The sequence below is a fragment of the Mycobacterium sp. ITM-2016-00316 genome (assembly GCF_002968335.2).
Lineage (GTDB): Bacteria > Actinomycetota > Actinomycetes > Mycobacteriales > Mycobacteriaceae > Mycobacterium.
Window position 1 is genome coordinate 1,541,620 of record NZ_CP134398.1, and the last position, 22,491, is coordinate 1,564,110.

Sequence of the window (22,491 nt, forward strand, 5' to 3'; positions counted from 1 at the left end):
TCGAAACGCGCGGCCGGCCGTGCCGGCCGCGGTGATGTGAGCGCTAACATCGAGAAGTGTGTGACGGGGCTCACGGCTTTGTCAAGGTCTCCAACAAATCGATGTGAGCGCTCACAAAGCCGTTGACATCCGCTGAATGTGAGCGTTAACATTCGGTCGGTGTAACGCCGGTCACATCACAGTTCCGACGTCCCGACCGGCCCCAAATCTCCGCGAATCGCGGCCCGATCTCGGCAAACAGCGACATTAGAGGAGTTACCGTCATGAGGATTCGCACTGTGGTCGTGGCCGCGGCATCGGCCGTCCTGTTGGCCGGATGCGGCAGCGGGCAGGCACCCGGCGGCGACGCCGGATCCGGTGGTGACGGGGGAGCGCTCACCATGGGCTTCTCGCAGGTCGGTGCCGAGAGCGGCTGGCGCACCGCGAACACCAAATCCATCCAGGACGCGGCCAAGGACGCCGGGGTTGATCTGAAGTTCTCCGACGCCAACGGCGAGCAGGAGAATCAGATCTCCGCCATCCGTTCCTTCGTCCAGCAGGGCGTCGATGTCATCGCGTTCAGCCCCGTCGTGCGCACCGGCTGGGACGCCGTCCTGCTCGAGGCCCAGAACGCCGGTATCCCGGTCATCCTCACCGACCGTGCCGTCGACACCCAGGAGCCCGGCGTCTACAAGACGTTCCTGGGCGCGGACTTCGTCGACGAGGGCCGACGCGCCGGCGAATGGGTGGTCCAGCAGTACGCCTCGGCGCCCGGACCGGTCAACATCGTCCAACTCGAGGGCACGACCGGCGCCGATCCCGCCATCGACCGCAACTCCGGTTTCGCCGACGCCATCTCCGCCAACCCGAACCTGAGGGTCATCGCCTCGCAGAGCGGCGATTTCACCCGCTCCGGCGGCAAACAGGTGATGGAGGCGTTCCTGAAGGCCAACCCGCAGATCGACATGGTGTTCTCGCAGAACGACGACATGGGCCTGGGCGCGATGGAGGCCATCGAAGCGGCCGGGAAGAAACCCGGCCAGGACATCAAGATCGTCACCATCGACGCCACCCACGACGGCATGCAGGCGCTGGCCGACGGCAAGTTCAACTACATCGTCGAGTGCAACCCGCTGCTCGGACCGCAGCTCATGGAGCTCGCCGAGCAGGTCGTTGCCGGTGAGCAGGTACCGGAACGGGTGGTCACCCCCGATGAGGCCTTCGACCAGCAGCAAGCGGCCGCGGTGCTGCCGGACCGCAAGTACTGATGACCGCGTCGCTGTCGGAAACCGTGGTGCAGCCGGTGATCCAGCTGACCGGAGTCACGGTCGAGTTTCCCGGGGTCAAAGCCCTCGACGGCGTCGACCTGCGGTTGCTGCCCGGCGAGATCCATGCGTTGATGGGCGAGAACGGCGCCGGGAAATCGACCCTGATCAAGGCGCTCACCGGCGTGCACGATATCGCCGCGGGGACGATCACGATCGACGGCGCCGACCGCCGGTTCAGCAGCCCGCGGCAGGCGCAGGACGCCGGCATCAGCACGGTGTATCAGGAGGTGAACCTCTGCCCGAATCTGACGGTGGCAGAGAACATCCTGTTGGGCCGGGAGCCGAGGCGCCTGGGGCGGATCGACTACCGCGCCATGAACCGCCGCGCCGAGGAACTGCTGGGCGAGCTCGACCTGACCATCGATCCGGCCGACACCCTGGGGGCACACCCCATCGCCTTGCAACAGCTGGTGGCCATCGCCCGCGCGATGGCGGTGTCGGCGCGGGTGCTGATCCTCGACGAACCCACCTCCAGCCTCGACGCCGATGAGGTCGCCGAGCTGTTCCGGGTGATGCGCAACCTGCGCGACCGCGGCGTGGCGATCCTGTTCGTCTCGCACTTCCTGGATCAGGTCTACGAGATCTCGGACCGAATGACCGTGCTGCGCAACGGTCGGCTGGTCGCCGAGCATCTGACCGCAGAACTCGACAAGGTCGCCCTGATCGCCGCCATGCTCGGCCACGAGCTCGATCTCCTCGAAGATCTCGAGGAGGCGGTCGCCGCCGGCGGCGGCGCCGACGCCGATGAGACCGTGCTCAGCGCGCAACAGCTCGGGCGTGCCCCCGGCATCCACCCGACCGATGTCGACATCCATCGCGGCGAAGTGGTCGGTCTGGCGGGGCTGTTGGGTTCGGGGCGAACCGAACTCGCGCGGCTGCTCTTCGGCGCCGATCACGCCACCAGCGGACGCATGGTCATCAACGGCAAGACCGCACCGATGCGTTCGCCGCGGGCCGCCATCGCCAGCGGCTTCGCATTCTCCTCGGAGGACCGCAAAGGTGAAGGCATCATCGGCGAGCTCTCGGTGCGGGACAACATGATCCTGGCGCTGCAGGCCCGCCGCGGCTTCGCCCGGCCCCTGTCGAAGAAGACCAAGGACGATCTGGTGGCACGGTACCTGGAGGCGCTCGACATCCGGCCCCGCGACCCCGCCGCGCTGGTGAAGAACCTCAGCGGCGGCAACCAGCAGAAGGTCCTGCTGGCACGCTGGCTGATCACCGAGCCGCAACTGTTCATCCTCGATGAACCCACCAGGGGCATCGATATCGGTGCCAAATCGCAGATTCAGAAACTCGTCACCGACCTGTCGGCCGACGGCATGGCGGTCCTGTTCATCTCCGCGGAACTCGAAGAGGTGACGCGGATCAGCGACCGCATCCTGGTGCTGCGCGACGGGCACTGCGTCGAGGAAGTCGGCAATGACTGCACGGTCCAGCGGCTGACCGAACTCATCGCCGGGGCGAGTGCGTCGTGAGGAACAAGGTATTGGCATCGCCGCTGCTGTGGCCGGCGCTCGCGCTGATCGCCCTGCTGGCGGTCAATGTCGTTCTCACACCCAGCTTTCTGACGCTGCGGGTGCAGGACGGTCACCTGTTCGGCAGCCTGATCGACATCCTGCGCAATGGCGCCCCGACGATGCTGATCGCGCTCGGTATGACCCTGGTGATCGCTTCCCGTGGCATCGACCTGTCGGTGGGGGCGGTCGTCGCCATCAGCGGCGCGCTGGCCTGTGCGCACATCGCGGCAGCCGCGGACCCGGGTAGTCCCGGTACCGTCGTCACCGCGATGGGCATCGCACTCGGCGTGGCCGTGGCGCTGGGGTTGTGGAACGGGGTGCTCGTCTCGGTGTTCGGCATCCAGCCGATCATCGCGACCCTGGTGCTGATGACGGCCGGCCGGGGGATCGCCCTGCTGGTCACCGACGGCCAGATCGTCACGGTGACCAGCGCGCCGTTCAAGATCCTCGGGGCCGGTTACGCGTTCGGGCTACCGGTGGCGATCCTGGTGAGTCTGTCGGTGTTCGCGGTGGTGGCCCTGCTGACCAGGTGCACCGCGCTGGGCATGCTGCTCGAATCGGTCGGCATCAATCCCGAAGCCAGCCGCCTCGCCGGCGTGCGTCACCGCTCCATCGTCTTCGCGGTGTACGTGTTCAGCGCCCTGTGTGCAGGTGTCGCAGGCCTGATGATCGCGTCCAACATCTCCGCGGCCGACGCCAACAACGCGGGGCTGTGGATAGAAATGGACGCCATCCTGGCCGTGGTGATCGGTGGGACATCCCTGCTGGGCGGGCGATTCAGCCTGACCGGGACCATCCTCGGCGCGCTGATCATCCAGACCTTGACCACGACCGTCTACACCGCGGGGATCACCCCGGAGACCACGCTGGTGTTCAAGGCCCTCGTGGTGGTCGCCGTGTGCCTGCTGCAGGCCCCGAAGTTCCGAGCGCTGTTGTCGCGGCGCCGGACCCCTCGCCGACCCACACCGATCCATCCGTCGGAAGCGGGGCCGAGTTCGTCCGACCTGGCGTCGATCTCGGCACCACGATTCCCGGCGGTGGTGACCAAATGAGCGTCCAGACTGCCGTGCGACCGCGCACCGTCGGCTCCGAACTGATCCGGCGCGCGCGTGGGCGCTACCTGTCGCCGCTGGCCTCGCTGGTGCTGTTCGCGGTGCTGTTCCTCGCGGTCATCGCACGCTATGAATTCGCCAGCCCCGCACAGGTGTTTCTGAACCTGCTCGTCGACAACGCCTACCTCATCGTGCTGGCCGTCGGCATGACGTTCGTGATCCTCACCGGCGGCATCGATCTCAGCGTCGGCGCGGTGGTCGCGCTGTCCACGGTCATCCTGGCGACCACGTTGCGGGCCGGCTGGCCGATGCCGCTGGCCGTGGCACTGGTGCTGGTGGCGGGCCCCACCCTCGGGCTGATGATGGGACTGGTCATCGAATACTTCGACGTCCAGCCGTTCATCGCGACGCTGGCCGGGATGTTCCTGGCTCGCGGCCTGTGTTACGTGCTCAGCGTGGATTCGCTACCCATCAGGGATCCCGCGCTGCGCGTCTTCGGACTCAACTACGTCTACCTCTACGACGACAAGTTCATCCGCTGGACCGTCGTCGTCGCGCTCGTCGCCGTGGCGGTCGGAGCGTACGTGCTGCACAAGACCCGATTCGGTCGCACTGTGTACGCGGTCGGCGGTAACCGGCAGTCGGCCCAGCTGATGGGGCTCGACGCCGCCCGGGCCAACGTATCGGTGTACGCCATCAGCGGGCTGTGCGCGGCGATCGCCGGGCTGCTGCTCGCCGTGCAGAAACTGTCCGGATACAGCCTCAACGGCATCGGGCTGGAACTCGACGCCATCGCCGCCGCGGTGATCGGTGGTGTACTGCTCTCCGGCGGTGTGGGTTTCGTGCTCGGATCCGTCATCGGCGTGCTGGTGCTCGGTACGATCCAGACGTTCGTCACGGCCGCGAACCTCGATTCGTACTGGACGCGCATCATGACCGGCGCCCTGCTGCTGGTATTCGTTCTCGTGCAGCGCCTAGTGGTGAGGAAGTCCGGATGAACATCCAGCCCAACAGCCCGGTACCCGGCAAGCCGGTCATGGCCGATGTCGCGCGACTGGCGGGCGTCAGCCACCAGACGGTGTCACGGGTGATCAACGGATCGCCCAGCATCCGCCCCGCCACCAAAGAGCGCGTCGAGCAGGCGATCTCGGAACTCGGGTACCGTCCCAACACCGCGGCACGCGCCCTGGTGACCCGACGATCCAGGATCATCGGCATCGTCGGCACCAACGACGCGCTCTACGGACCGTCGAGCATCCAGCGGTCGGTGGAGGAGGCGGCGCGGGCCGCCGGCTACTTCTCCAGCATGGTGCCGCTGGTCGACCTGACCGGTGAGGCGCTGCACGATTCCCTGGACCACCTGGCCCGGCAATCGGTGGAGGCGATCGTCATGATCGCCGCGCAGGAGGGCGCCCTCGCGGTCGCGCATGCCGCTGACGCCGGCGTCCCGCTCATCGTGGTCGAGGGTGACCTCTCCGGTCGCGGACTCAGTGTCGGCGTCGACCAGATCGACGGCGCCCGCCAAGCCACCCAGCACCTCATCGACCTCGGCCATCGCGTCATCGACCATGTGGCGGGCCCGCCGACCTGGACCGAGGCAAAGGGGCGCCGGATCGGATACGAGGAGACCATGCGCGACAACGGTCTTGCGGTGCGGGAGTCGTTGGCGGGGGACTGGACCCCGGCCCGCGGCTACGAGATCGGCTGTGAACTGGTGCGGCGCAACGAGGCGACGGCGGTGTTCGTGGCCAACGATCAGATGGCCATCGGCGTACTGCACGCGTTCGCCCAGAACGGGATACGCGTTCCCGAAGACGTGAGTGTCATCGGATTCGACGATATCCCCGAGTCCGCCTACCTGAACCCCGCGCTGACGACCATCAGGCAGGACTTCAAGGCCGTCGGCCAGCGCGCGATCGAGCTGGTGATCGCCACGTTGGGTGGATCGACGCTCGACGTTCCGCTGCTACCCCCCGAACTGATCATCCGCGACAGCACCGCCACCACCCAGGAGAGTTCATGAGCACCGAGAAGTACACGGTCGGTGTCGATTTCGGCACCTTGTCCGGACGCGCGCTGGTGGTGCGGGTCAGCGACGGCCACCAGCTCGCCGCCGCCGAGCATGCCTACCGACATGGCGTCATCACCGACAGGTTGCCCGGCAGCACGATCCGGCTGCCGGCGCAGTGGGCGCTGCAGGTTCCCGAGGATTACCTGGACGTGTTGCGCAGCGCCGTTCCCGAGGCCATCGCGAAGTCCGGCGTCGATCCGGGCGACATCATCGGCATCGGCACCGACTTCACCGCGTGCACCATGGTGCCGGTCCGCCGCGACGGTACACCGCTGTATCAGCTGGCGGAGTTCGCGGATCGTCCGCACGCCTACGGCAAGCTGTGGCGTCACCATTCGCCGCAGCCGCAGGCCGATCGCATCAACGCCGTTGCCGCCGAACGCCGTGAGCCATGGCTGTCGCGATACGGTGGATTGATCTCCAGCGAGTGGGAGTTCGCGAAGGCCCTGGAGATCTTCGATGAAGATCCACAGGTGTACCAGGCGATGGATCATTTCGTCGAGGCCGCCGACTGGATCGTCTGGCAACTGTGCGGGACCTATGTCCGCAACGCGTGTAGCGCAGGCTACAAGGGCATCCGGCAGGACGGCGGATATCCCTCTCGGGAGTTCCTCTCCGAGGTGCGCTCGGGCTTCGGCGATTTCGTGACCGAGAAGCTCGACGCCCCGATCGGCCGGCTCGGTGACCGCGCGGGTGCGCTCACCGCGCAGGCCGCCCGATGGACCGGGCTGCCGGCGGGCATCCCGGTCGCGGTGGGCAATGTCGATGCGCACGTGACGGTCGCGGCGGCCGATGCGCTGGATATCGGGCAACTGGTCGCCATCATGGGCACCTCGACCTGTCACGTGGTGAATTCCGACGTGCTGCGCGACGTACCCGGCATGTGTGGCGTCGTCGACGGTGGAATTTCCTCGGGCAGTTGGGGATACGAGGCTGGGCAGTCCGGCGTCGGCGACATCTTCGGCTGGTTCATCGAGAACTGCGTCCCCGAGAGCTACCACGTCGAGGCCCGTCGCCTGGGTGTGTCGCTGCACGCCCACCTGACCGAACTGGCGAGCCACCAGCAGGTGGGAGAGCACGGCCTGGTGGCGCTGGACTGGCACAGCGGCAACCGTTCGGTGCTGGTCGACCACGAACTGTCCGGTGTCATGATCGGGCAGACCCTGCACACCACGTGCGTCGACATGTACCGGGCGTTGTTGGAGGCCACCGCGTTCGGCACCCGGATGATCGTCGAGACGTTCGCGACCTCGGGTGTCCGCATCGACGAGCTGGTGGTCGCCGGGGGGTTGCTGAAGAACGAGCTGCTGATGCAGATCTATGCCGATGTGGTCGGGTTGCCGCTGTCGACGGTGCCGTCGGAGCAGGCGCCCGCGCTGGGATCGGCGATTCACGCCGCGGTCGCGGCGGGTGCCTACCTCGACGTGGGCGCGGCCGCCCGACAGATGGGCACGCGGACCCGCAACGCCTATCTGCCCATCGCGCACAATGCTGCGGCCTACGACCGGCTCTACCGCGAATACGTCGCGGCCTACGAGTGGTTCGGTCGCGGCAACGACATGATGCGCCGGCTGCGGCGCATCGCCACTCCGGAACCGGTAGGAGCCATCCGATGACCATCACGTCGGACATCGACCACGTCATTGCCGAACTGCGGCAACAGGTGTGCGACCTGCACGCCCTGCTGACCCGCTACGAACTGGTCATCTGGACGGCGGGCAACGTCTCGGCCCGGGTGCCCGGTCGCGACCTCATGGTCATCAAGCCCTCGGGCGCCGAGTACGCCACACTGCGCGCCGAGGACATGGTGGTCTGCGACCTTTACGGCAATCTGGTCGACGGCGCGCTGGCACCGTCCTCGGACACCGCGGCCCACGCCTATGTGTACCGGCACATGCCCGAGGTCGGCGGGGTGGTGCACACGCACTCCACCTACGCCACCGCGTGGGCCGCACGCGGCGAGCCGATCCCGTGTGTGCTCACCATGGCCGCCGACGAATTCGGTGGCGAGGTCCCGGTCGGTCCGTTCGCCCTGATCGGCGACGACTCGATCGGCCGTGGCATCGTCGAGGTGTTGCGGGACAGCCGATCCCCGGCGGTGCTGATGCGCAACCACGGTCCCTTCACCATCGGCCGGACCGCGCGCGATGCGGTCAAGGCCGCCGTCATGGTCGAAGACGTGGCCCGCACCGTGCACATCAGTCGGCAACTCGGTGCCGCGCCGCCCATCGACGCCGCCGACGTGACCGCGCTCTTCGACCGGTACCAGAACGTGTACGGCCAGAACGAACAGACTTCCGACGTCCACCAGGAGAACCCATGATCGCGTCCCGACTCGCCACCAGCCAGGTATGGCTGATCACCGGCAGTCAATCGTTGTACGGACCCGATGTCCTGGACCAGGTTGCCGACCAGTCACGCCAGATCGCCGAACGACTCGATGGCAGTGCCGAGATCCCGGTCGAGGTGCGGTGGCTTCCCGTCGTCACCGATGCCGAGCAGATCGCCCGGGTGCTCAGCGACGCCAATGCCGCACCGGAATGTGTCGGTGTCATCGCCTGGATGCACACCTTCTCACCGGCGAAGATGTGGATCCGCGGACTCAAGTCGCTGCGTAAACCGTTGCTGCATCTGCACACCCAGTTCGGCGTCGAATTACCCTGGCAGACCATCGACATGAACTTCATGAACCTCAACCAGGCCGCGCACGGAGACCGCGAGTTCGGTTACATCCAGTCCCGGTTGTCGACCTCGCGGAAGACCATCGCCGGACACGTCAGCGATCCGCGCACCCAGGTGCGGGTCGGGTCGTGGGTGCGCGCGGCACTGGGCACCGCCGAACTGTCGACGCTCAAGGTCGCGCGGTTCGGCGACAACATGCGTGGTGTCGCGGTCACCGAGGGCGACAAGGTGGAGGCGGAAGCGCATTTCGGCGCCTCCATCGATGCGTTCGGTGTCAATGACCTTGTCGGCGTCGTTGAACGAGTGCAGGCGGCTGATATCGACAAACTGGTGCGCGAATACGAACACACCTACCGGGTTGATCCGGACCTGTTGCCCGGCGGAGACCGGCATGTCGCCTTGCGGCACGGCGCGCAGATCGAGCTCGGCCTGCGAAAGTTCCTGACCGACGGCGGGTTCCACGCCTTCACCACCAACTTCGAAGACCTCGGCGGGCTCCGCCAGCTGCCGGGGCTGGCGGTGCAGCGGCTGATGGCCGACGGCTACGGTTTCGGCGGCGAGGGCGACTGGAAGACCGCGATGATGCTGCGCACCGTGAAGGTGATGGCAGAGGGGCTGCCCGGTGGCACCTCGTTCATGGAGGACTACACCTACGATCTGACGCCAGGCCGCGAGCGCATCCTCGGTGCGCACATGCTTGAGGTGTGTCCCAGCATCGCGGCGTCGACCCCCACCCTGGAGATCCACCCGCTGGCGATCGGTGATCGCGACGACCCCGTCCGGTTGCGGTTCACCGCCGCACCCGCCGATGCCGTCATCATCGGTATCTGCGATATGGGCAGCCGATTCCGACTGGTGGCCAACGAGGTTCGGGTCATCGAACCGGCCGAGGAACTGCCGAACCTGCCGGTGGCGTGCGCGGTGTGGGAACCCTCACCGTCCTGGTCGACCTCGGCGGAAGCCTGGTTGATGGCCGGTGCACCACACCACACCGTGCTCACCACCGCCGTCGGCACCGAGGTGTTCGAGGACTTCGCGACCATGACCGACACCGAACTGCTCGTCATCGACGACACCACCACGGTGCGCACCTTCCAGCACGAACTGCGGTGGAACGACGTCTATCACCACGTCGCCGCCGGACTGTGATCGCGGCGCGCCTGCACGCCGTCGGTGATCTACGCGTCGGCAGCGAGGACGGTCCCGGTGACGCCCCGCCGGGGTGGTCGCTGCTCGCGGTGACCTCGGTGGGCATCTGCGGTTCCGATCTGCACTGGTTCACCGATGGCGGTATCGGGGAGAACCGGATCGAGGACCCCGTGGTGCCCGGCCATGAGTTCGCGGCGCGGGCCGTCACCGGCCCGTACGCCGGCCGCCGCGTGGCCGTTGACCCGGCCATCCCGTGCCGAACCTGCGAGCTCTGCCTCGCCGGTCACCACAACCTCTGTCCCACAGTCCAGTTCGCCGGGCACGGCACGCTCGACGGTGCGCTGCAGGAATACCTGGTGTGGCCGGACCACCTGCTGCACCCGCTACCCGACGAGCTCAGCGACGACGCGGGGGCACTGCTGGAACCCCTCGGTGTGGCCATCCACGCGGTCGACGTGAGCCACCTGCACCCAGGAGACGACGTGTTGGTGGTCGGTGCCGGCCCGATCGGTGTCCTCGCGGTCCAGGTGGCCCAACGCGGCGGCGCGTCACGGGTGTTCGTGACCGAACCCCTTGTGCATCGACGAGCCACGGCGCTGCGCCACGGTGCCGATGCCGTGTGGTCGCCGGCGGAGGGCGACGCCGAGGTCCTGGACGCCACCGGCGGACGGGGAGTCGATGTGGTGATCGAGTTGGCCGGGACCGACGCGGGGATCGCCACCGCGGTGGCTGCCGTGCGGCCGGGCGGACGGGTGGCGCTCGCGGGCATCCCGTCCGAGGATCGGTCGTCGTTTCCGGCCGCGGCGGCACGGCGCAAGGGCCTGACCTTCGCGATGGTCCGCCGGATGAAAGACACCTACCCGCGGGCCATCGTCCTGGCGGCCGACGGGGTGGATCTCGATGCGCTGGTCACCGGGCGCCATCGCCTCGATGACGCGGGCGAGGCTTTCCGCGCGGCGGCCCGGCGCGAGGGCGACAAGGTCGTGGTGGCGGTGTCCGCTGGCTGACAGGTTGTCAGGGTAAGTTACCGCTCAGTAGGCTCGATGGGGCCGACGGGTGGGAGCTGCAGTGATCGAAACGAAGTTCATCGAGATTCATGGCATGCGACAAGCGGTCGTGGACGAGGGCGACGGTGACGAAGTCCTGTTGCTGATCCACGGCATGGCGGGCAGCGCGCAGACCTGGCGCGCGGTGTTGCCCCAGCTCGCCAAGAAATACCGCGTCATCGCGCCTGACCTGCTCGGACACGGCCAGTCGTCAAAGCCCCGCACCGACTACTCGTTGGGCGCCTTCGCGGTCGGCCTGCGTGATCTGCTCGATGAACTCGGCGTCGAATCGGCGACCGTTGTCGGCCAATCCCTGGGCGGCGGCGTCGCGATGCAGTTCCTCTATCAACATCCGGACTACTGCCGCCGGCTCGTACTCATCAGCAGTGGCGGACTCGGTCCCGATGTGGGATTGATTCTGCGCCTGCTGGCGGCGCCGGGAGCCGAGTTCGTGATGCCGGTGATCGCGCCGTCACCGGTGCTGCGGGCCGGAAACGCCGTGAAGTCCTGGCTGAGCTCGGCCGGTCTGCGCTCCCCCCGGGGCGCGGAGATGTGGAGCGCGTACTCGTCGTTCGGGGACGGTGAGACGCGTCAGGCATTCCTGCGGACCCTGCGATCGGTGGTCGATTATCGTGGCCAGGCCGTGAGTGCCCTGAACCGGCTGAATCTGCGCGAGGGTTTGCCGATACTCGCGATCTGGGGCGAGCAGGACAACATCATCCCGGTCGACCATGCCTATGCGGCGTTGGAGGCCCGCCCGGACTGCCGCCTCGAGATCCTGCCTGGCGTCGGGCATTTCGCGCAGGTCGAAGCACCCGAAAAGGTGATCGAGCTACTCGACGAGTTCATCTCCACGACAGAGCCCGCCAACCCGAGCCGCTGATTTTCGCTCTCGCCTCCGATCTGTCCCAGGCGGTCTCTATTACGAGACTCTTGAATTCCGGAACCCAGTAGTCCAGGATTCAGGTGTGACGACGAGCACGCCGATAGCGGCGCCCCGCCGAGGCAGGCCCCGCGACGACCGGCTGGACGCCGCGATCGTGGCGGCGGCGGTCGCCGAGGTCGGCGCCAAGGGGTGGGGTGGCGCGACCATCGAGGGGATCGCCGCCCGCGCCGGCGTCGGCCGCGCATCCATCTACCGGCGTTGGGGCAGCAAGTACGAGCTGTTCCAGTACGCCGCGGTCTCGATCACCCAGCCATCCGAGGGTGTGGACACCGGCTCCTTCGTCGACGACCTGTTCGCCGCGCTGCTGCCCATCGCGGACATGCTCACCCAACCCGAACTCGCCGCTCTGCTCCCGTCCCTGCTCGCCGAGGCCACCAACGACCAGGCGGTGCGCTCCACGGTGCGCACCTTCGCCGGGCGGTGCCGGCAGCAGGCGATCGACGCGGTGGAACGGGCCCGCACCCGCGGGGACGTCCCGGCATCGACGGATGCCGATGCGCTTGTCGACATGCTCGCCGGAGGGCTCGTCTACCGGCGGCTGCTGCTCGGCGAGGCAGCCGATGCCGCGGCTGTCCGCGCACTGATCCGGCAAGCCCTAGGGGAGCAGACATGACCCATGTCCTGGACGTCGATCTCACCGATCCGGCGCTCTACACGAATGGCTTCCCGCACGAGGTCTTCACCGAATTGCGCAGTCGCGGTGCGATACACCGGCACCTGGCCGTCGAGGGCCGGCCGGGGATCCCGTCGATTCCGTTCTGGTCCATCGTCACCCACCCGGAGATCCAGCAGGCCAACCGCGACTGGAAGACCTTCGCGGCCATCGGCGGGCCGATGATGGAACCGAACCCGTTGCTATCGGCGGGACGGACACTGGTCTCGATGGATCCGCCCGATCAGGCCGAGATGCGCCGGATCATCACCTCAGAGTTCACGCCGCGGATGATCGGCAGGCTCGAGCAACTCATTGCCGCCCGCACCGCTCAGATCCTCGAAGCCGCGTCGGGCGCCACCTGTGATTTCGTCCGTGACATCGCCTATCAGGTGCCGATGCACCTGATCGCCGACATCGTCGGCATCCCCGAATCGGACCGGCCGTGGGTCTTCGAGCGCGTCGACCATCTGCTCAAATCGGGCGATCCGTACCGCGGTTACACCGAGGACGATCGGCTGGGATTCCAGGTCGAACTGTTCGAGTATGCGCAGGGGCTCAGCGCCGAGAAGCGGGCGCACCCGACCGACGACGTGTGGACCAAGCTCGCCGCGCAACTCGACGGCTTCGAGCTGGACATGTTCTTCCTCATCCTGTCCGTCGCCGGCAGCGAGACCACCCGAAATGCACTGACGCAAGGCCTGATTGCACTGCTCGACCATCCTGATCAATGGGCGCAGTTGCGGTCGGATCAGCAGCTCGCCCTGACCGCCGCCGATGAGGCGATCCGCTGGGCCAGCCCGGTGCTGTTCTTCGGCCGAACCGCCACCTGCGACGTGACCGTCGGTGGGCAGGACGTGAAAACCGGTGACCGCGTGCTGTTCTGGTATCCGTCGGGCAACCGCGACGAAAACGTGTTCGCCGATCCCTTCCGGTTCGACATTCGCCGCTCGCCCAACCCGCACCTGTCCTTCGGCGGGGGCGGAGTGCACTACTGCCTTGGTGCGAACCTGGCACGCAAGGAGGTCCAGGCGGTGCTCGGGGCCCTCGCGGCCGGCTACGACATCCAACTGGCCGGACCTGCGGTGTGGGCGGGCGGCGGGCCTGTGCACAACGTCGGCATCGGGATCGACTCGCTGCCCGTGCGGATGACCGCGCGCCTCTGATATCGCATTGTTCAGGTTCAGGTACTTCCATTGAGCGAAACCGGGGTGGTCGGGAAGCGGAGGCGATGGCTGACGATGCTCGCCGCAGTGATCGGGGTGGTCGTGGTCGCGCTCGGGGCGGCCACCGCGGCGGTGCAGCACGGTCTGCCGTGGTGGACGGGGGAGCGGGACCACAATCATGTGTTCGACGGGCCCGCCGGCAGCCTGCGTTACCAGGTTCATCTACCGCCGCAATACGACAGCGGCACTGCGCTCCCGGTGATCATGGCGATCCACGGCTGCGGGATGACCGGCTATGGATTCAACTCCATGAAGTCGATGACACAATTCAACGCCCTGGCCGACCGCGAAGGTTTCATCGTCGTCTATCCGACTCAACGGATGTTCCAGAATCTGCTGAACTGCTGGGAATCCAACGATCCGCGGCAGCAACGCCGCGACACAGGCGAACCCGCGCTACTGGCCGGCGTGGCACGCCGGGTGATCGAGGAGTACAACGCCAACGGCGATCAGGTGCACGTGGTGGGCGCGTCATCCGGTGCGGGCACCGCGGTCATTCTTGCTGCGACTCACCCGGACCTCTTTGCCACCGCCACTTCGGTGGCCGGCGGCGAGTACGGGCTCAACCAGGTGGATCCCGGTAGCCCGGACGCCACGCCGCCAGAACGCACCGCCCGCCAGGCGTGGGCGCAGATGGGTGACCGCGTCCGGCACGTCCCGCTGCTCATCGTTCAGGGCAGGCGGGACACAGTGGTGCCCCCCGTCGTGGCCACTCGGCTCTTCGAGCACTGGTCGGTGGTCAATGACTTGGTCGACGACGGACTGCTCAACGTCAGCCTTGGGTGGGTGGAGGAGGCGACGACGGTGCCGGCTGCGCCCGGCACGCACCCGTTTACGCGCACTACGCTCAGTGGCTCCGACGGGTTCGCGTACATCGACATGTACCTCGTCGAGAACATGGGTCATGCTTATCCTTCACCGACAGGCGAGGGCCTTTTTGCGGAGCGGTCCGGACCAGATGCGAGTTCTCTCGCGTGGCAGTTCGCCGAGAAGTACGCCGCGCGGCTCTGACCTGGCGCCGTGAATGCCCACCGATTGAGCGGCGGCCCTAGGCTGGTCTCGATGTTTGCGATCACGCCCACGACGCTCGCCATTGCCGGCTCCGCGGAACGCTTCCCCGTCCGCCGGGTCTACTGCGTCGGCCGCAATTACGCCGACCATGCCCGCGAGATGGGTGCCGACCCGGATCGGGAGCCGCCGTTCTACTTCACCAAGCCGGCCGACGCCGTCTTCACGGCGTCGGAGGGATACGGCGGCGGTCCGGCGCACCAGGTTCCGTACCCGCCCCAGACACAGAACCTGCACCACGAGATCGAACTCGTCGTGGCCCTGGCCGCCGGCGGCGCGGATCTCGATGCCGCCTCTGCGCTGCAACATGTTTGGGGATATGGCGTCGGTGTCGATCTGACCCGTCGAGATCTGCAGGACGTGGCCAAACAGACCCGCCGGCCGTGGGATCTGGCGAAGGGTTTCGATGCGTCCGGCCCGGTGTCGGAACTGGTGCCTGCCGAATCGGTGGACCCCACCCATGGACGGATCTGGCTGAGCGTCGATGACGATCTGTGCCAGGAAGGTGACCTCGCCGACCAGATATGGCCGGTCGCCGATGTCATTGCCCACCTGTCGAAATCGGTCACCTTGGCACCAGGCGACCTGATCATGACCGGCACCCCGGCCGGCGTCGGGGCGATCGCCCGCGGGCAGCAGGTGCGTGGCGGCATCGACGGAGTCGGCGAACTGGCGTTCGTCGTCATTTGAGCCCGGCGCCGGGACCTAGTTGTCCGACCGTGGCGGTGGTTCGTATGGTGTGTACCACCACCATTGCGCGCGTTCGCCTTTTGGCCCAGGGCACGGTAGTACATCCGGCGGGGGTGTCGTCGGTGGGCGGGCCAGCGACGCGTCGGTGAGGGTGTCACCGTCGCTGTCAGTGACTTTGAGGTTCTCGGCGGGCCCGGTCAGGGTGATGACACCCTTGTGGTGCAGGCGGTGGTGAAACGGGCACAACAAGACCAGGTTGGACAGATCGGTGGGGCCGCCGTCCTCCCAGTGCACCAGGTGATGGGCATGCAGACCGCGGGTGGCCCCGCAACCGGGCACCACGCAGGTCTGGTCGCGGTGCTCCAGGGCGCGGCGGAGCCGGCGGTTGATGGTGCGGGTGGCCCGGCCGACGCCGATGGGGCGGCCGTGGCGTTCGAACCACACCTCACAGGTGGCATCGCAGAGCAGATATCGGCGGTCGTCTGCGGTGAGGGCCGGGCCCAGATGCGGGGCCGCGACCCGTTTCTCGAGGTCGAGGTGCATGACCACGGTGGTGTGCTGGCCGTGCGGGCGGCGCGCCACGTCGGCGTCCCAGCCGGCCTCGATCAGGCTCATGAATGTATCCACGCCGTCCGGGAACGGCGGTGCCTGCTCAGAAATCGTGGATTCCTGGTCCCAGACGCGGGCACTACCGTCCTCGGGATCAATGCTGTCCTGCGCATCGTGGTCACGTTTCCAGTCCGCCACCAAAGCGTCCCGATGTGATTGCAGGCCTGCTTCGAATTTCGCGGCCTCCACCTTGGGCAGGGTGATCCGCCACGTCGTGGAATCGTCGTTCTCGATCTTGGTGATCTTGCGTGTCGGTTCGGGCTTGGACTCGGGGTCGGGGCGGGGTTCCTGCTTGACCGCGGTGCGCAACTGGACGACGGTGGCGACCTTCACCAACTCCGCGTAATGCTCATCGCAGCCCTGGCCACCGCCTTCAGCGATCACCCCGATCTGATCCAAGGACACCCGACCCTCCCGTAAGCCTTGGGTGCAGCGGGGAAGTTCGTCGATGCGATGGGCCACGGCGACCATAGTTTCGGCGTTGCGAGGAGAGATACCGGCCTTCCACGCGACCAACGCCTCGATCGACCGGCATCCGGTGGAACCCCACAGGGAGTTGCCGTCATCGGTGCCTCTGCCATCGATCTCGGCGACGATCTCCACCAACCGGCCATCGATCGCATTGCGCTGCCCGGTCAACTCCGCCATCTCGTCGAACAACACCTCCAACCGCGACACCCGAGGTGTGTGTGCGGCGAAAGGTGTTGTCGGCGGCGGCATACCACGATTCTAACGAGGTGGTCCGACACCTAGATCGAGCTCTGGAACCCTCCGGTGATGACCTCGCCGCTACAGGGAACCGAAAACGTCAGGCGACGTCCGCGTCCACTACGTCAGGTCCACCGGGCGACTGCGCGCACGTCGAGCAGTCGGCCGAATCGATGTCGATGTGTCCGCAGCTCGGGCAGATGAAAGGGATCATGGTCGGCGCCTTCAGGTCGGTGGTACGGCGCCGTATCGCGCCAATGCCACGCCTGTACCCCGCAGGTATCCCAGCCCAAACCGGCTCAGGTGAACGAGAGATGAACTTTCGTGCGACACAGGGCCCGCGACCGGGTCCCAGGCTCGGTGCCGCACGGGTTGCTCAGTAGTCCCAGACCGCCGGGATGAAGCGGAATCCGCTGCCCGCGGTCGCCACGTGGCAGACCGACGGGAACGGCAGATGGGTGGCGACCAGCTGCTCGCTGGTGGCCGCCAGCTCGGTCAACAGCTTGATCCGGACCCGCGCCGACTCGCCCGACTTCACCCCCACCGTGATGCCCGCGCCCATCCCCGAGATACTGCGGCGGACCGCCGCGCAGTTCCTCGATGTCTACCGCAGTCAACTGTGGACCTTCGAGAACGAATACGAGGTGGCACCCGGCGTGCTGCTGCGCCGCACCGGAGGCCACACCCCCGGCCACCTCGCAGAACTCGGCCTCGGCGGTGGCGACGTGCACCCGCAGATCCGGGCGCAGCTTGTTGCGCAGTCCGTCGACGAGCAGCCCGCCGATGTGATCCATGTGCAGGTGGATGAGCACCACATCGGTCACCGAGGACGGCTCGATACCGGCGGCCACCAGACGCATGCTCAGCTGCCCGGCCCGCGGGAAGTCCGGGAACTCGGTGCCGAGGCCGGAATCGATGAGGATGGTCTTGCCGCCGCTGCGCACGACGGCCACGTTCAGCGGCCAGTCCGTGATCTCCGGCGGCAGGTACATGTCCGGCTCAGATGTGCAACGCTGCCCACGCTCATGGTGTTCTCCTGATCGTCGTGTCGACGAAGGTGCGGGTTGCCCTTCTACCCGCTCGAACGCACGGTTTTCGCAGAGTTTTCCCGATCAGGCATCCTGGAGGCATGAATTCTTCTCTGGACGCCATGCCTGATGCTCTGCTGGAGGAGTTTCAGGTGTTGCGCGAGGAGTTCTCCCGATTCATGTTCGCCTACAAGTTCGGCATGGACGAGGTGACGACCAAGGTCTCCATCCTGCAGCAGGAGTTCAAGCATCTGCAGAAGTACAACCCGATCGAGCATGTGACCAGCCGGCTCAAGACGCCGGAAAGTGTGCTCGACAAGATCGCCCGCAAGCAGTGCGAGCCCCGTTTCGAGGAGATTCGCGCCAAGATCACCGATATCGCCGGCGTCCGGGTCACCTGCTCATTCACCTCGGACGTCTACCTGATCTCCGACGCGCTCACGCGGCAGGACGATCTCACCGTCCTTCAGCTGAAAGACTATGTGGCCGAGCCCAAACCGAACGGCTACCGGAGCCTGCACCTGATCGTCGAGGTGCCGGTCTTCCTGTCCAGCGGAGTGGTCAATGTTCCGGTCGAGGTGCAGGTGCGCACCGTGGCGATGGATTTCTGGGCCAGCCTCGAACACAAGATCTTCTACAAGTACTCCGGTGCGGTCCCTCCCCATATCGCGCGCAGCCTGGAAGAAGCCGCGACCACCGCCGCGCGGTTGGATGACGAGATGGAGAGCCTGCACCACGACGTGCACGGGGCGCTGCCGCCCGTCCCGGTCGAGATGGCCAGCGGCAGTATCCCGATCCCCGACGCGGTGCTGGCGCGCTTTGCCCAGCAGCGGCAGGGGTTCGCGCCGCTGCTGTAGCGGCAGGCTAGAACCGTTCCCGCAGTGGCCGATCGTGCGGGCTGCTGCGGTAGATGCCGCGGTCGATCAGCCGGGGGACCACCTCGTCGATGAACTCGCGGATCGCGGCCGAACCCGCCGAGAACATCAGGTTGAAGCCGCCGACGTTGCCGTCCTCATGCCAGGCCGCGAAGTCCTCGACGAGTGCATCGTAGGTGCCGACGAACTTACGGTGCGTGGCGCCACCGCGGCCGACGGCCTGCGCGACGACCTCCCACACCGTCACGCCGGGGCGTTCCTGGATCCAGGTGTAGAGGCCGACGTAGTTGCCGAAGGTGCTCTTGATCGTCTTCTCGACATCCTGGGGGCGGGGGAGTTCGTGGGTGGGGAACGGGTCGTTGATATCGCCGTAGCGGATGTCGAGTCCGAACTGTCCCAACGCGAATGGCGCGATCGGTTCCCAGTCGACGTAGCTGTCGAGTTCGGCCAGCTTCTCCTCGGCCTCGGTGGTCGTCCTACCGAGATAGGGGATGAGACCGGGGATGGGTGGCACCGAGCCGGGGGCGCGGCCCTGCTCGACGAGCGCCTTGTCCAGCGTCTCGCGGTATTCGGCCGCGCTCTCGCGGGTGGAGGAGTTGGTGAACACCATTTCCGCGTGTTTGGCGGCCACCCTGATGCCGGCGCCCGATCCGCCGGCCTGCGCGATCAGCGGGCGGCCCTGCCGGCTGGGCGCGATGTTCAGCGGGCCGGTGACCTCGAACAGGTTTCCCCGGTGGTTGATCGGTTCGGCGTAGAACCGGGTGAGTCCGTCCGGGTCGCGACGCAGGGATCGGTTGTCCCACAACGCCCGCATGACGTCGAGGAACTCGTCGGCGCGCGCGTAGCGGGCCTCGCGATCCAGGTGCTGTTTGAGGCTGTAGTTCAGTGCGAACTGGTCGATGACGGAGGTGACGGCGTTGTACCCGGCGCGCCCGTCCGACGCCTGGTCGAGGGAGGCCAGCAGCCGGGCCAGGTTGTACGGGTCGTAGAACGTGGTGGACGCGGTGGCGATCAGGCCGACGTGCTTGGTGTGCTGGGAGATGGCGGTCAGCGCGGTGATGGGTTCGGCGGGCCCGCCGTCGAAGGCCGGGGATCCGTTCAAGCCGGGGATGTCTCCGACGAACAGGGCGGTGAACAGGCCCTCGTCGCCGAACCTGCCGTACTCGATGAGTCGCTCGAAGGTGCCGCGCTCGGGCACACCGTGCGCCTGTTCGTACTTGTAGGCGCCCTGGTGCAGGTTGATGTCGTTGGCGACCAGATTGAGATGCAGATAACGCTTTTCGGCCATCGGATGGCTCCTGTCGTTGAGTGCGAGGCGCGTTCAGCGCATGGTGGAGTACAGCGCGTCGGTCATCGCCTCGATGGCGGCCTCGCGGTCCAGCGGCCAGCCGTCGACCAGCCACAGATGCATGAAGGAGTCGACCATCGTGTACATCATCGCGATGGCCAGGCGTAGTTGGGCTTCGGTGGCGCCGGGTATGGCATCCGTTCGGACCCAGTCGTCGACGTTGGCTTCCATGGTCGCGCGGTGCGCCGCGGCGAACTCGGGGTCGGCGGCGCGCGCCTGGTGCAATGCCGTGTACAGCTCGGGTGCCGAGGTGTAGAAATCGACGACCTTCTCGAAGAAGGAGCGGACCGTGGGGCGCCCGGATTCGCCGCCGCGTGGATGATCCCGGTCGGTCCATACCGTCATCCGGGTGTTGCGCAGTTCGCGCAGCACCGCCGCCTTGCTGTCGAAATGCAGGTAGAACGTGGCGCGGCCGATCCCGGCGCGCTGCACGATGTGGTCGATGGTCGTTGTGACGTAACCGCGTTCGGCGAATGCCTCCAGCGCCGAGGTCATGATGTGGTCGCGCGTCATGATGCGGTGGCGGTCGCGCATGGTGAGTTTCTTGGTGGCAGTCGTCATGTGATGGTGACCCCCTCGAGGCGGCCGGTGGCGCGCCAGGCGCCGAGCATGTCGAAGAAGTCGGTGGGTTTGCCGCCGAAGTTGTTCGCGAGCATGCCGTGCGGATTGTCCTTCTGGCCTTCGGAACTCAGGTAGCTCGGCGTGCAGTCTTCGTAGAACGCCTTCGGCCTCTCCGAGGCCTCGTTCATCGCCGACAGCCACTCGTCTTCGGCTTCGCGAGTCGCTTCGATGGTGGCCGCGCCGCGTTGCACCCATGTGCTGACCAGATAGGTGAAGTGCCGGGCGCGTTCCTCGGCAGTGTGGGTGTAGTTGGGGGAGACCCCGGATTGGGTGTAGCCCAGGAAGAAACAGTTGGGGAAGCCGTGGGATTGCAGGCCGTGGAAGGTGCGCATGCCCTTGGCCCATGTGTCGCTGAGGCGCACGTTGTCGCGGCCGGTGATCTCGAAGCCGAGGCGACGGGTGAACTCGGTTCCGACGTCGAATCCGGTGGCGAAGATCAAGGCGTCGAGCTCGTAGTGCACGCCGTCGACGACGGCCGTTGTCTCGGTGAACCGTTCGACACCGCGGCCGTCGGTGTCGACCAGCGTGACGTTGTCCCGGTTGAACGTCGGGAGGTATTCGTCGTGGTAGCCGGGGCGTTTGCAGTTCAGCTTGAACCAGGGCTTGAGCGCTTCGGCGGTCTGCGGGTCGGTCACCACGGTGCTGATGCGACCGCGCAGACGTTCCATCGCGTCCCAGTCGGCGCGGTACAGGAATTCGGTGATCTCCTCGGGGGTCATCTCCCGGCCCAGTCCTCGGGTTTCACGGACGACGGCCGGCTCCGTCAAAGCCAGCGCGTTGCGCGTCCAGCCGTCATCGGTGAGATCGAGATCCATCTCGACCCCGCAGGTGACCCGGGTGAAGTTCTCCATCCGCTCGCGCTGCCAGCCCGGCTTCAGGGTGGCCGCCCAGGCGGGGTCGGTCGGGCAGTTGTTGCGTTCGGCGACCGTGCTGGGGGTGCGCTGAAAGACGTACAGCTGTTTGGCTGCCCTGCCCAGGTGCGGGATGCACTGCAGCCCGGTCGCGCCGGTACCGATGACACCGACCCTTTTGTCGCGCAGATGGGTCAGCCCGCCGGTCTCGTCGCCGCCGGTGTAGCGGTAGTCCCAGCGGCTGGTGTGGAAGGTATGCCCCCGGAACTCGTTGATGCCGGGGATGCCCGGCAGCTTCGGTCGGGTCAGCGATCCGGGGGAGACGGCGACCAGATTCGCGGTGAGACGGTCCTTGCGATCCGTCTCGACGACCCAGTGCTGGGCGTCGTCGTCCCAGGCCATGTTGGTGACGGTGGTCTGCAGCAGGGCGTTTCGGTACAGCCCGTAGTGGCGGGCGATGGCCTGCAGGTGCTCCCGGATTTCCGGTCCGTGGGCGTAGCGCTCGGTGGGGATGTAGTTCAGCTCTTCCAGGAGCGGCAGGTAGATGTAGGACTCGATATCGCACTGGGCGCCGGGATAGCGGTTCCAGTACCAGGTGCCGCCGAAGTCGCCGGCGGTGTCCACCACCCGGATATCGGTGATGCCGGCCTCCTGTAGCCGCGCCGCGGCGATCAGGCTGCCCAGCCCGCCACCGATGATCAGCACCTGGGTGTGATCGCTGACGGGTTCGCGTTCGGTGCGCTCGGTGTACGGGTCGTCGGCGTAGTGCGAGAAATCCGCGGTGACCTCGACGAACTGGTCGACGCCGTCGGCGCGCAGGCGCTTGTCGCGTTCGGCGGCGTACTTGGCGCGCACCCAGTCAGCGTCGTAGACCGCGGGTTGGGGACCCAGTGACATGTCGTGGCTCCATCCATCTCGCTGGACGGCATGTCCAGTGAATGTACTTGGCGACATGTTTACAGAGAATGAGTCTTCTGTAAAGGACTATGCGCCGAAGAGGATGTATGTAGGCTCCGTGTGACGTGCCGCCTGCAGTGGCCATGCC

19 protein-coding genes and 1 pseudogene are annotated in these 22,491 nt (G+C 66.8%); 15 read left to right on the top strand and 5 right to left on the bottom strand.

Translation table 11 applies throughout. From position 1 onward, the window contains the following. The first annotated feature begins 263 nt into the window (after positions 1–263). From C6A86_RS07405 to C6A86_RS07470, 14 genes are all read left to right on the top strand, one after another. Complete coding sequence (locus C6A86_RS07405; protein WP_105363113.1) at positions 264–1,247, top strand: ABC transporter substrate-binding protein; 984 nt, start codon at positions 264–266, stop codon at positions 1,245–1,247. Continuing rightward, positions 1,247–2,782 (top strand): sugar ABC transporter ATP-binding protein, encoded by a 1,536-nt coding sequence (locus C6A86_RS07410; RefSeq protein WP_105363114.1) that lies wholly within the window; start codon positions 1,247–1,249, stop codon positions 2,780–2,782. The genes C6A86_RS07405 and C6A86_RS07410 overlap by 1 nt, the downstream gene beginning before the upstream one ends. Then, positions 2,779–3,876 carry an ABC transporter permease gene (locus C6A86_RS07415; protein WP_105363115.1) on the top strand — a complete coding sequence of 366 codons (1,098 nt, stop codon included), beginning with the start codon at positions 2,779–2,781 and terminating at the stop codon, positions 3,874–3,876. The genes C6A86_RS07410 and C6A86_RS07415 overlap by 4 nt, the downstream gene beginning before the upstream one ends. Next, positions 3,873–4,874: an ABC transporter permease subunit gene (locus C6A86_RS07420; RefSeq protein WP_105363116.1), complete on the top strand. Its 1,002-nt coding sequence runs from the start codon at positions 3,873–3,875 to the stop codon at positions 4,872–4,874. The genes C6A86_RS07415 and C6A86_RS07420 overlap by 4 nt, the downstream gene beginning before the upstream one ends. Beyond that, a complete protein-coding gene (locus C6A86_RS07425; RefSeq protein WP_199196170.1) occupies positions 4,871–5,899 on the top strand; it encodes a LacI family DNA-binding transcriptional regulator in 1,029 nt (342 codons plus the stop codon). The genes C6A86_RS07420 and C6A86_RS07425 overlap by 4 nt, the downstream gene beginning before the upstream one ends. Continuing rightward, positions 5,896–7,563 carry a ribulokinase gene (gene araB / locus C6A86_RS07430; protein ID WP_105363117.1) on the top strand — a complete coding sequence of 556 codons (1,668 nt, stop codon included), beginning with the start codon at positions 5,896–5,898 and terminating at the stop codon, positions 7,561–7,563. The genes C6A86_RS07425 and araB overlap by 4 nt, the downstream gene beginning before the upstream one ends. Further along, a complete protein-coding gene (locus tag C6A86_RS07435) occupies positions 7,560–8,270 on the top strand; it encodes an L-ribulose-5-phosphate 4-epimerase (protein ID WP_105363118.1) in 711 nt (236 codons plus the stop codon). The genes araB and C6A86_RS07435 overlap by 4 nt, the downstream gene beginning before the upstream one ends. Beyond that, entirely contained in the window at positions 8,267–9,778 is a 1,512-nt protein-coding gene (araA, locus tag C6A86_RS07440; protein WP_105363119.1) for an L-arabinose isomerase, read from the top strand. The genes C6A86_RS07435 and araA overlap by 4 nt, the downstream gene beginning before the upstream one ends. Continuing rightward, positions 9,775–10,785: a zinc-binding dehydrogenase gene (locus tag C6A86_RS07445; protein ID WP_105363120.1), complete on the top strand. Its 1,011-nt coding sequence runs from the start codon at positions 9,775–9,777 to the stop codon at positions 10,783–10,785. The genes araA and C6A86_RS07445 overlap by 4 nt, the downstream gene beginning before the upstream one ends. Positions 10,786–10,846: 61 nt before the next feature. Further along, a complete protein-coding gene (locus C6A86_RS07450) occupies positions 10,847–11,707 on the top strand; it encodes an alpha/beta fold hydrolase (protein ID WP_105363121.1) in 861 nt (286 codons plus the stop codon). An 85-nt stretch (positions 11,708–11,792) separates the two neighbouring features. After that, on the top strand, positions 11,793–12,383 hold the full coding sequence (locus C6A86_RS07455) for a TetR/AcrR family transcriptional regulator (protein ID WP_105363122.1): 591 nt from the start codon (positions 11,793–11,795) through the stop codon (positions 12,381–12,383). Further along, positions 12,380–13,588 carry a cytochrome P450 gene (locus tag C6A86_RS07460; protein ID WP_105363123.1) on the top strand — a complete coding sequence of 403 codons (1,209 nt, stop codon included), beginning with the start codon at positions 12,380–12,382 and terminating at the stop codon, positions 13,586–13,588. Before C6A86_RS07455 ends, C6A86_RS07460 begins: the two co-directional genes overlap by 4 nt. Positions 13,589–13,618: 30 nt before the next feature. After that, the gene (locus C6A86_RS07465; RefSeq protein WP_142406965.1) at positions 13,619–14,659 is read left to right on the top strand and encodes a PHB depolymerase family esterase; all 1,041 of its coding nucleotides are present in this window, start codon (positions 13,619–13,621) and stop codon (positions 14,657–14,659) included. Between the two features lie 51 nt (positions 14,660–14,710). After that, on the top strand, positions 14,711–15,406 hold the full coding sequence (locus tag C6A86_RS07470; protein ID WP_105363125.1) for a fumarylacetoacetate hydrolase family protein: 696 nt from the start codon (positions 14,711–14,713) through the stop codon (positions 15,404–15,406). A gap of 15 nt (positions 15,407–15,421) precedes the next feature. On the opposite strand, the gene C6A86_RS07475 is transcribed toward C6A86_RS07470, so the two are convergent. After that, complete coding sequence (locus tag C6A86_RS07475; protein WP_105363126.1) at positions 15,422–16,735, bottom strand: HNH endonuclease signature motif containing protein; 1,314 nt, start codon at positions 16,733–16,735, stop codon at positions 15,422–15,424. Positions 16,736–17,099: 364 nt separating this feature from the next. Further along, positions 17,100–17,691 (bottom strand): annotated as a pseudogene (locus C6A86_RS29165) (MBL fold metallo-hydrolase); the annotation flags it as partial. A gap of 161 nt (positions 17,692–17,852) precedes the next feature. Between C6A86_RS29165 and C6A86_RS07495 the strand changes: the two are divergent. After that, entirely contained in the window at positions 17,853–18,608 is a 756-nt protein-coding gene (locus C6A86_RS07495) for a GTP pyrophosphokinase family protein (protein WP_105363127.1), read from the top strand. Positions 18,609–18,615: 7 nt separating this feature from the next. On the opposite strand, the gene C6A86_RS07500 is transcribed toward C6A86_RS07495, so the two are convergent. Genes C6A86_RS07500 through C6A86_RS07510 form a run of 3 tightly spaced genes read right to left on the bottom strand, consistent with a single transcriptional unit; the run spans position 18,616 to position 22,343 of the window. Next, the gene (locus C6A86_RS07500) at positions 18,616–19,914 is read right to left on the bottom strand and encodes an NtaA/DmoA family FMN-dependent monooxygenase (RefSeq protein WP_311101069.1); all 1,299 of its coding nucleotides are present in this window, start codon (positions 19,912–19,914) and stop codon (positions 18,616–18,618) included. Positions 19,915–19,947: 33 nt separating this feature from the next. After that, positions 19,948–20,535 (bottom strand): TetR/AcrR family transcriptional regulator, encoded by a 588-nt coding sequence (locus C6A86_RS07505; protein ID WP_105363453.1) that lies wholly within the window; start codon positions 20,533–20,535, stop codon positions 19,948–19,950. Next, positions 20,532–22,343, bottom strand: a complete 1,812-nt coding sequence (locus C6A86_RS07510) for an NAD(P)/FAD-dependent oxidoreductase (protein WP_199196197.1) — start codon at positions 22,341–22,343, stop codon at positions 20,532–20,534. The genes C6A86_RS07505 and C6A86_RS07510 overlap by 4 nt, the downstream gene beginning before the upstream one ends. Between the last annotated feature and the right edge of the window lie 148 nt (positions 22,344–22,491).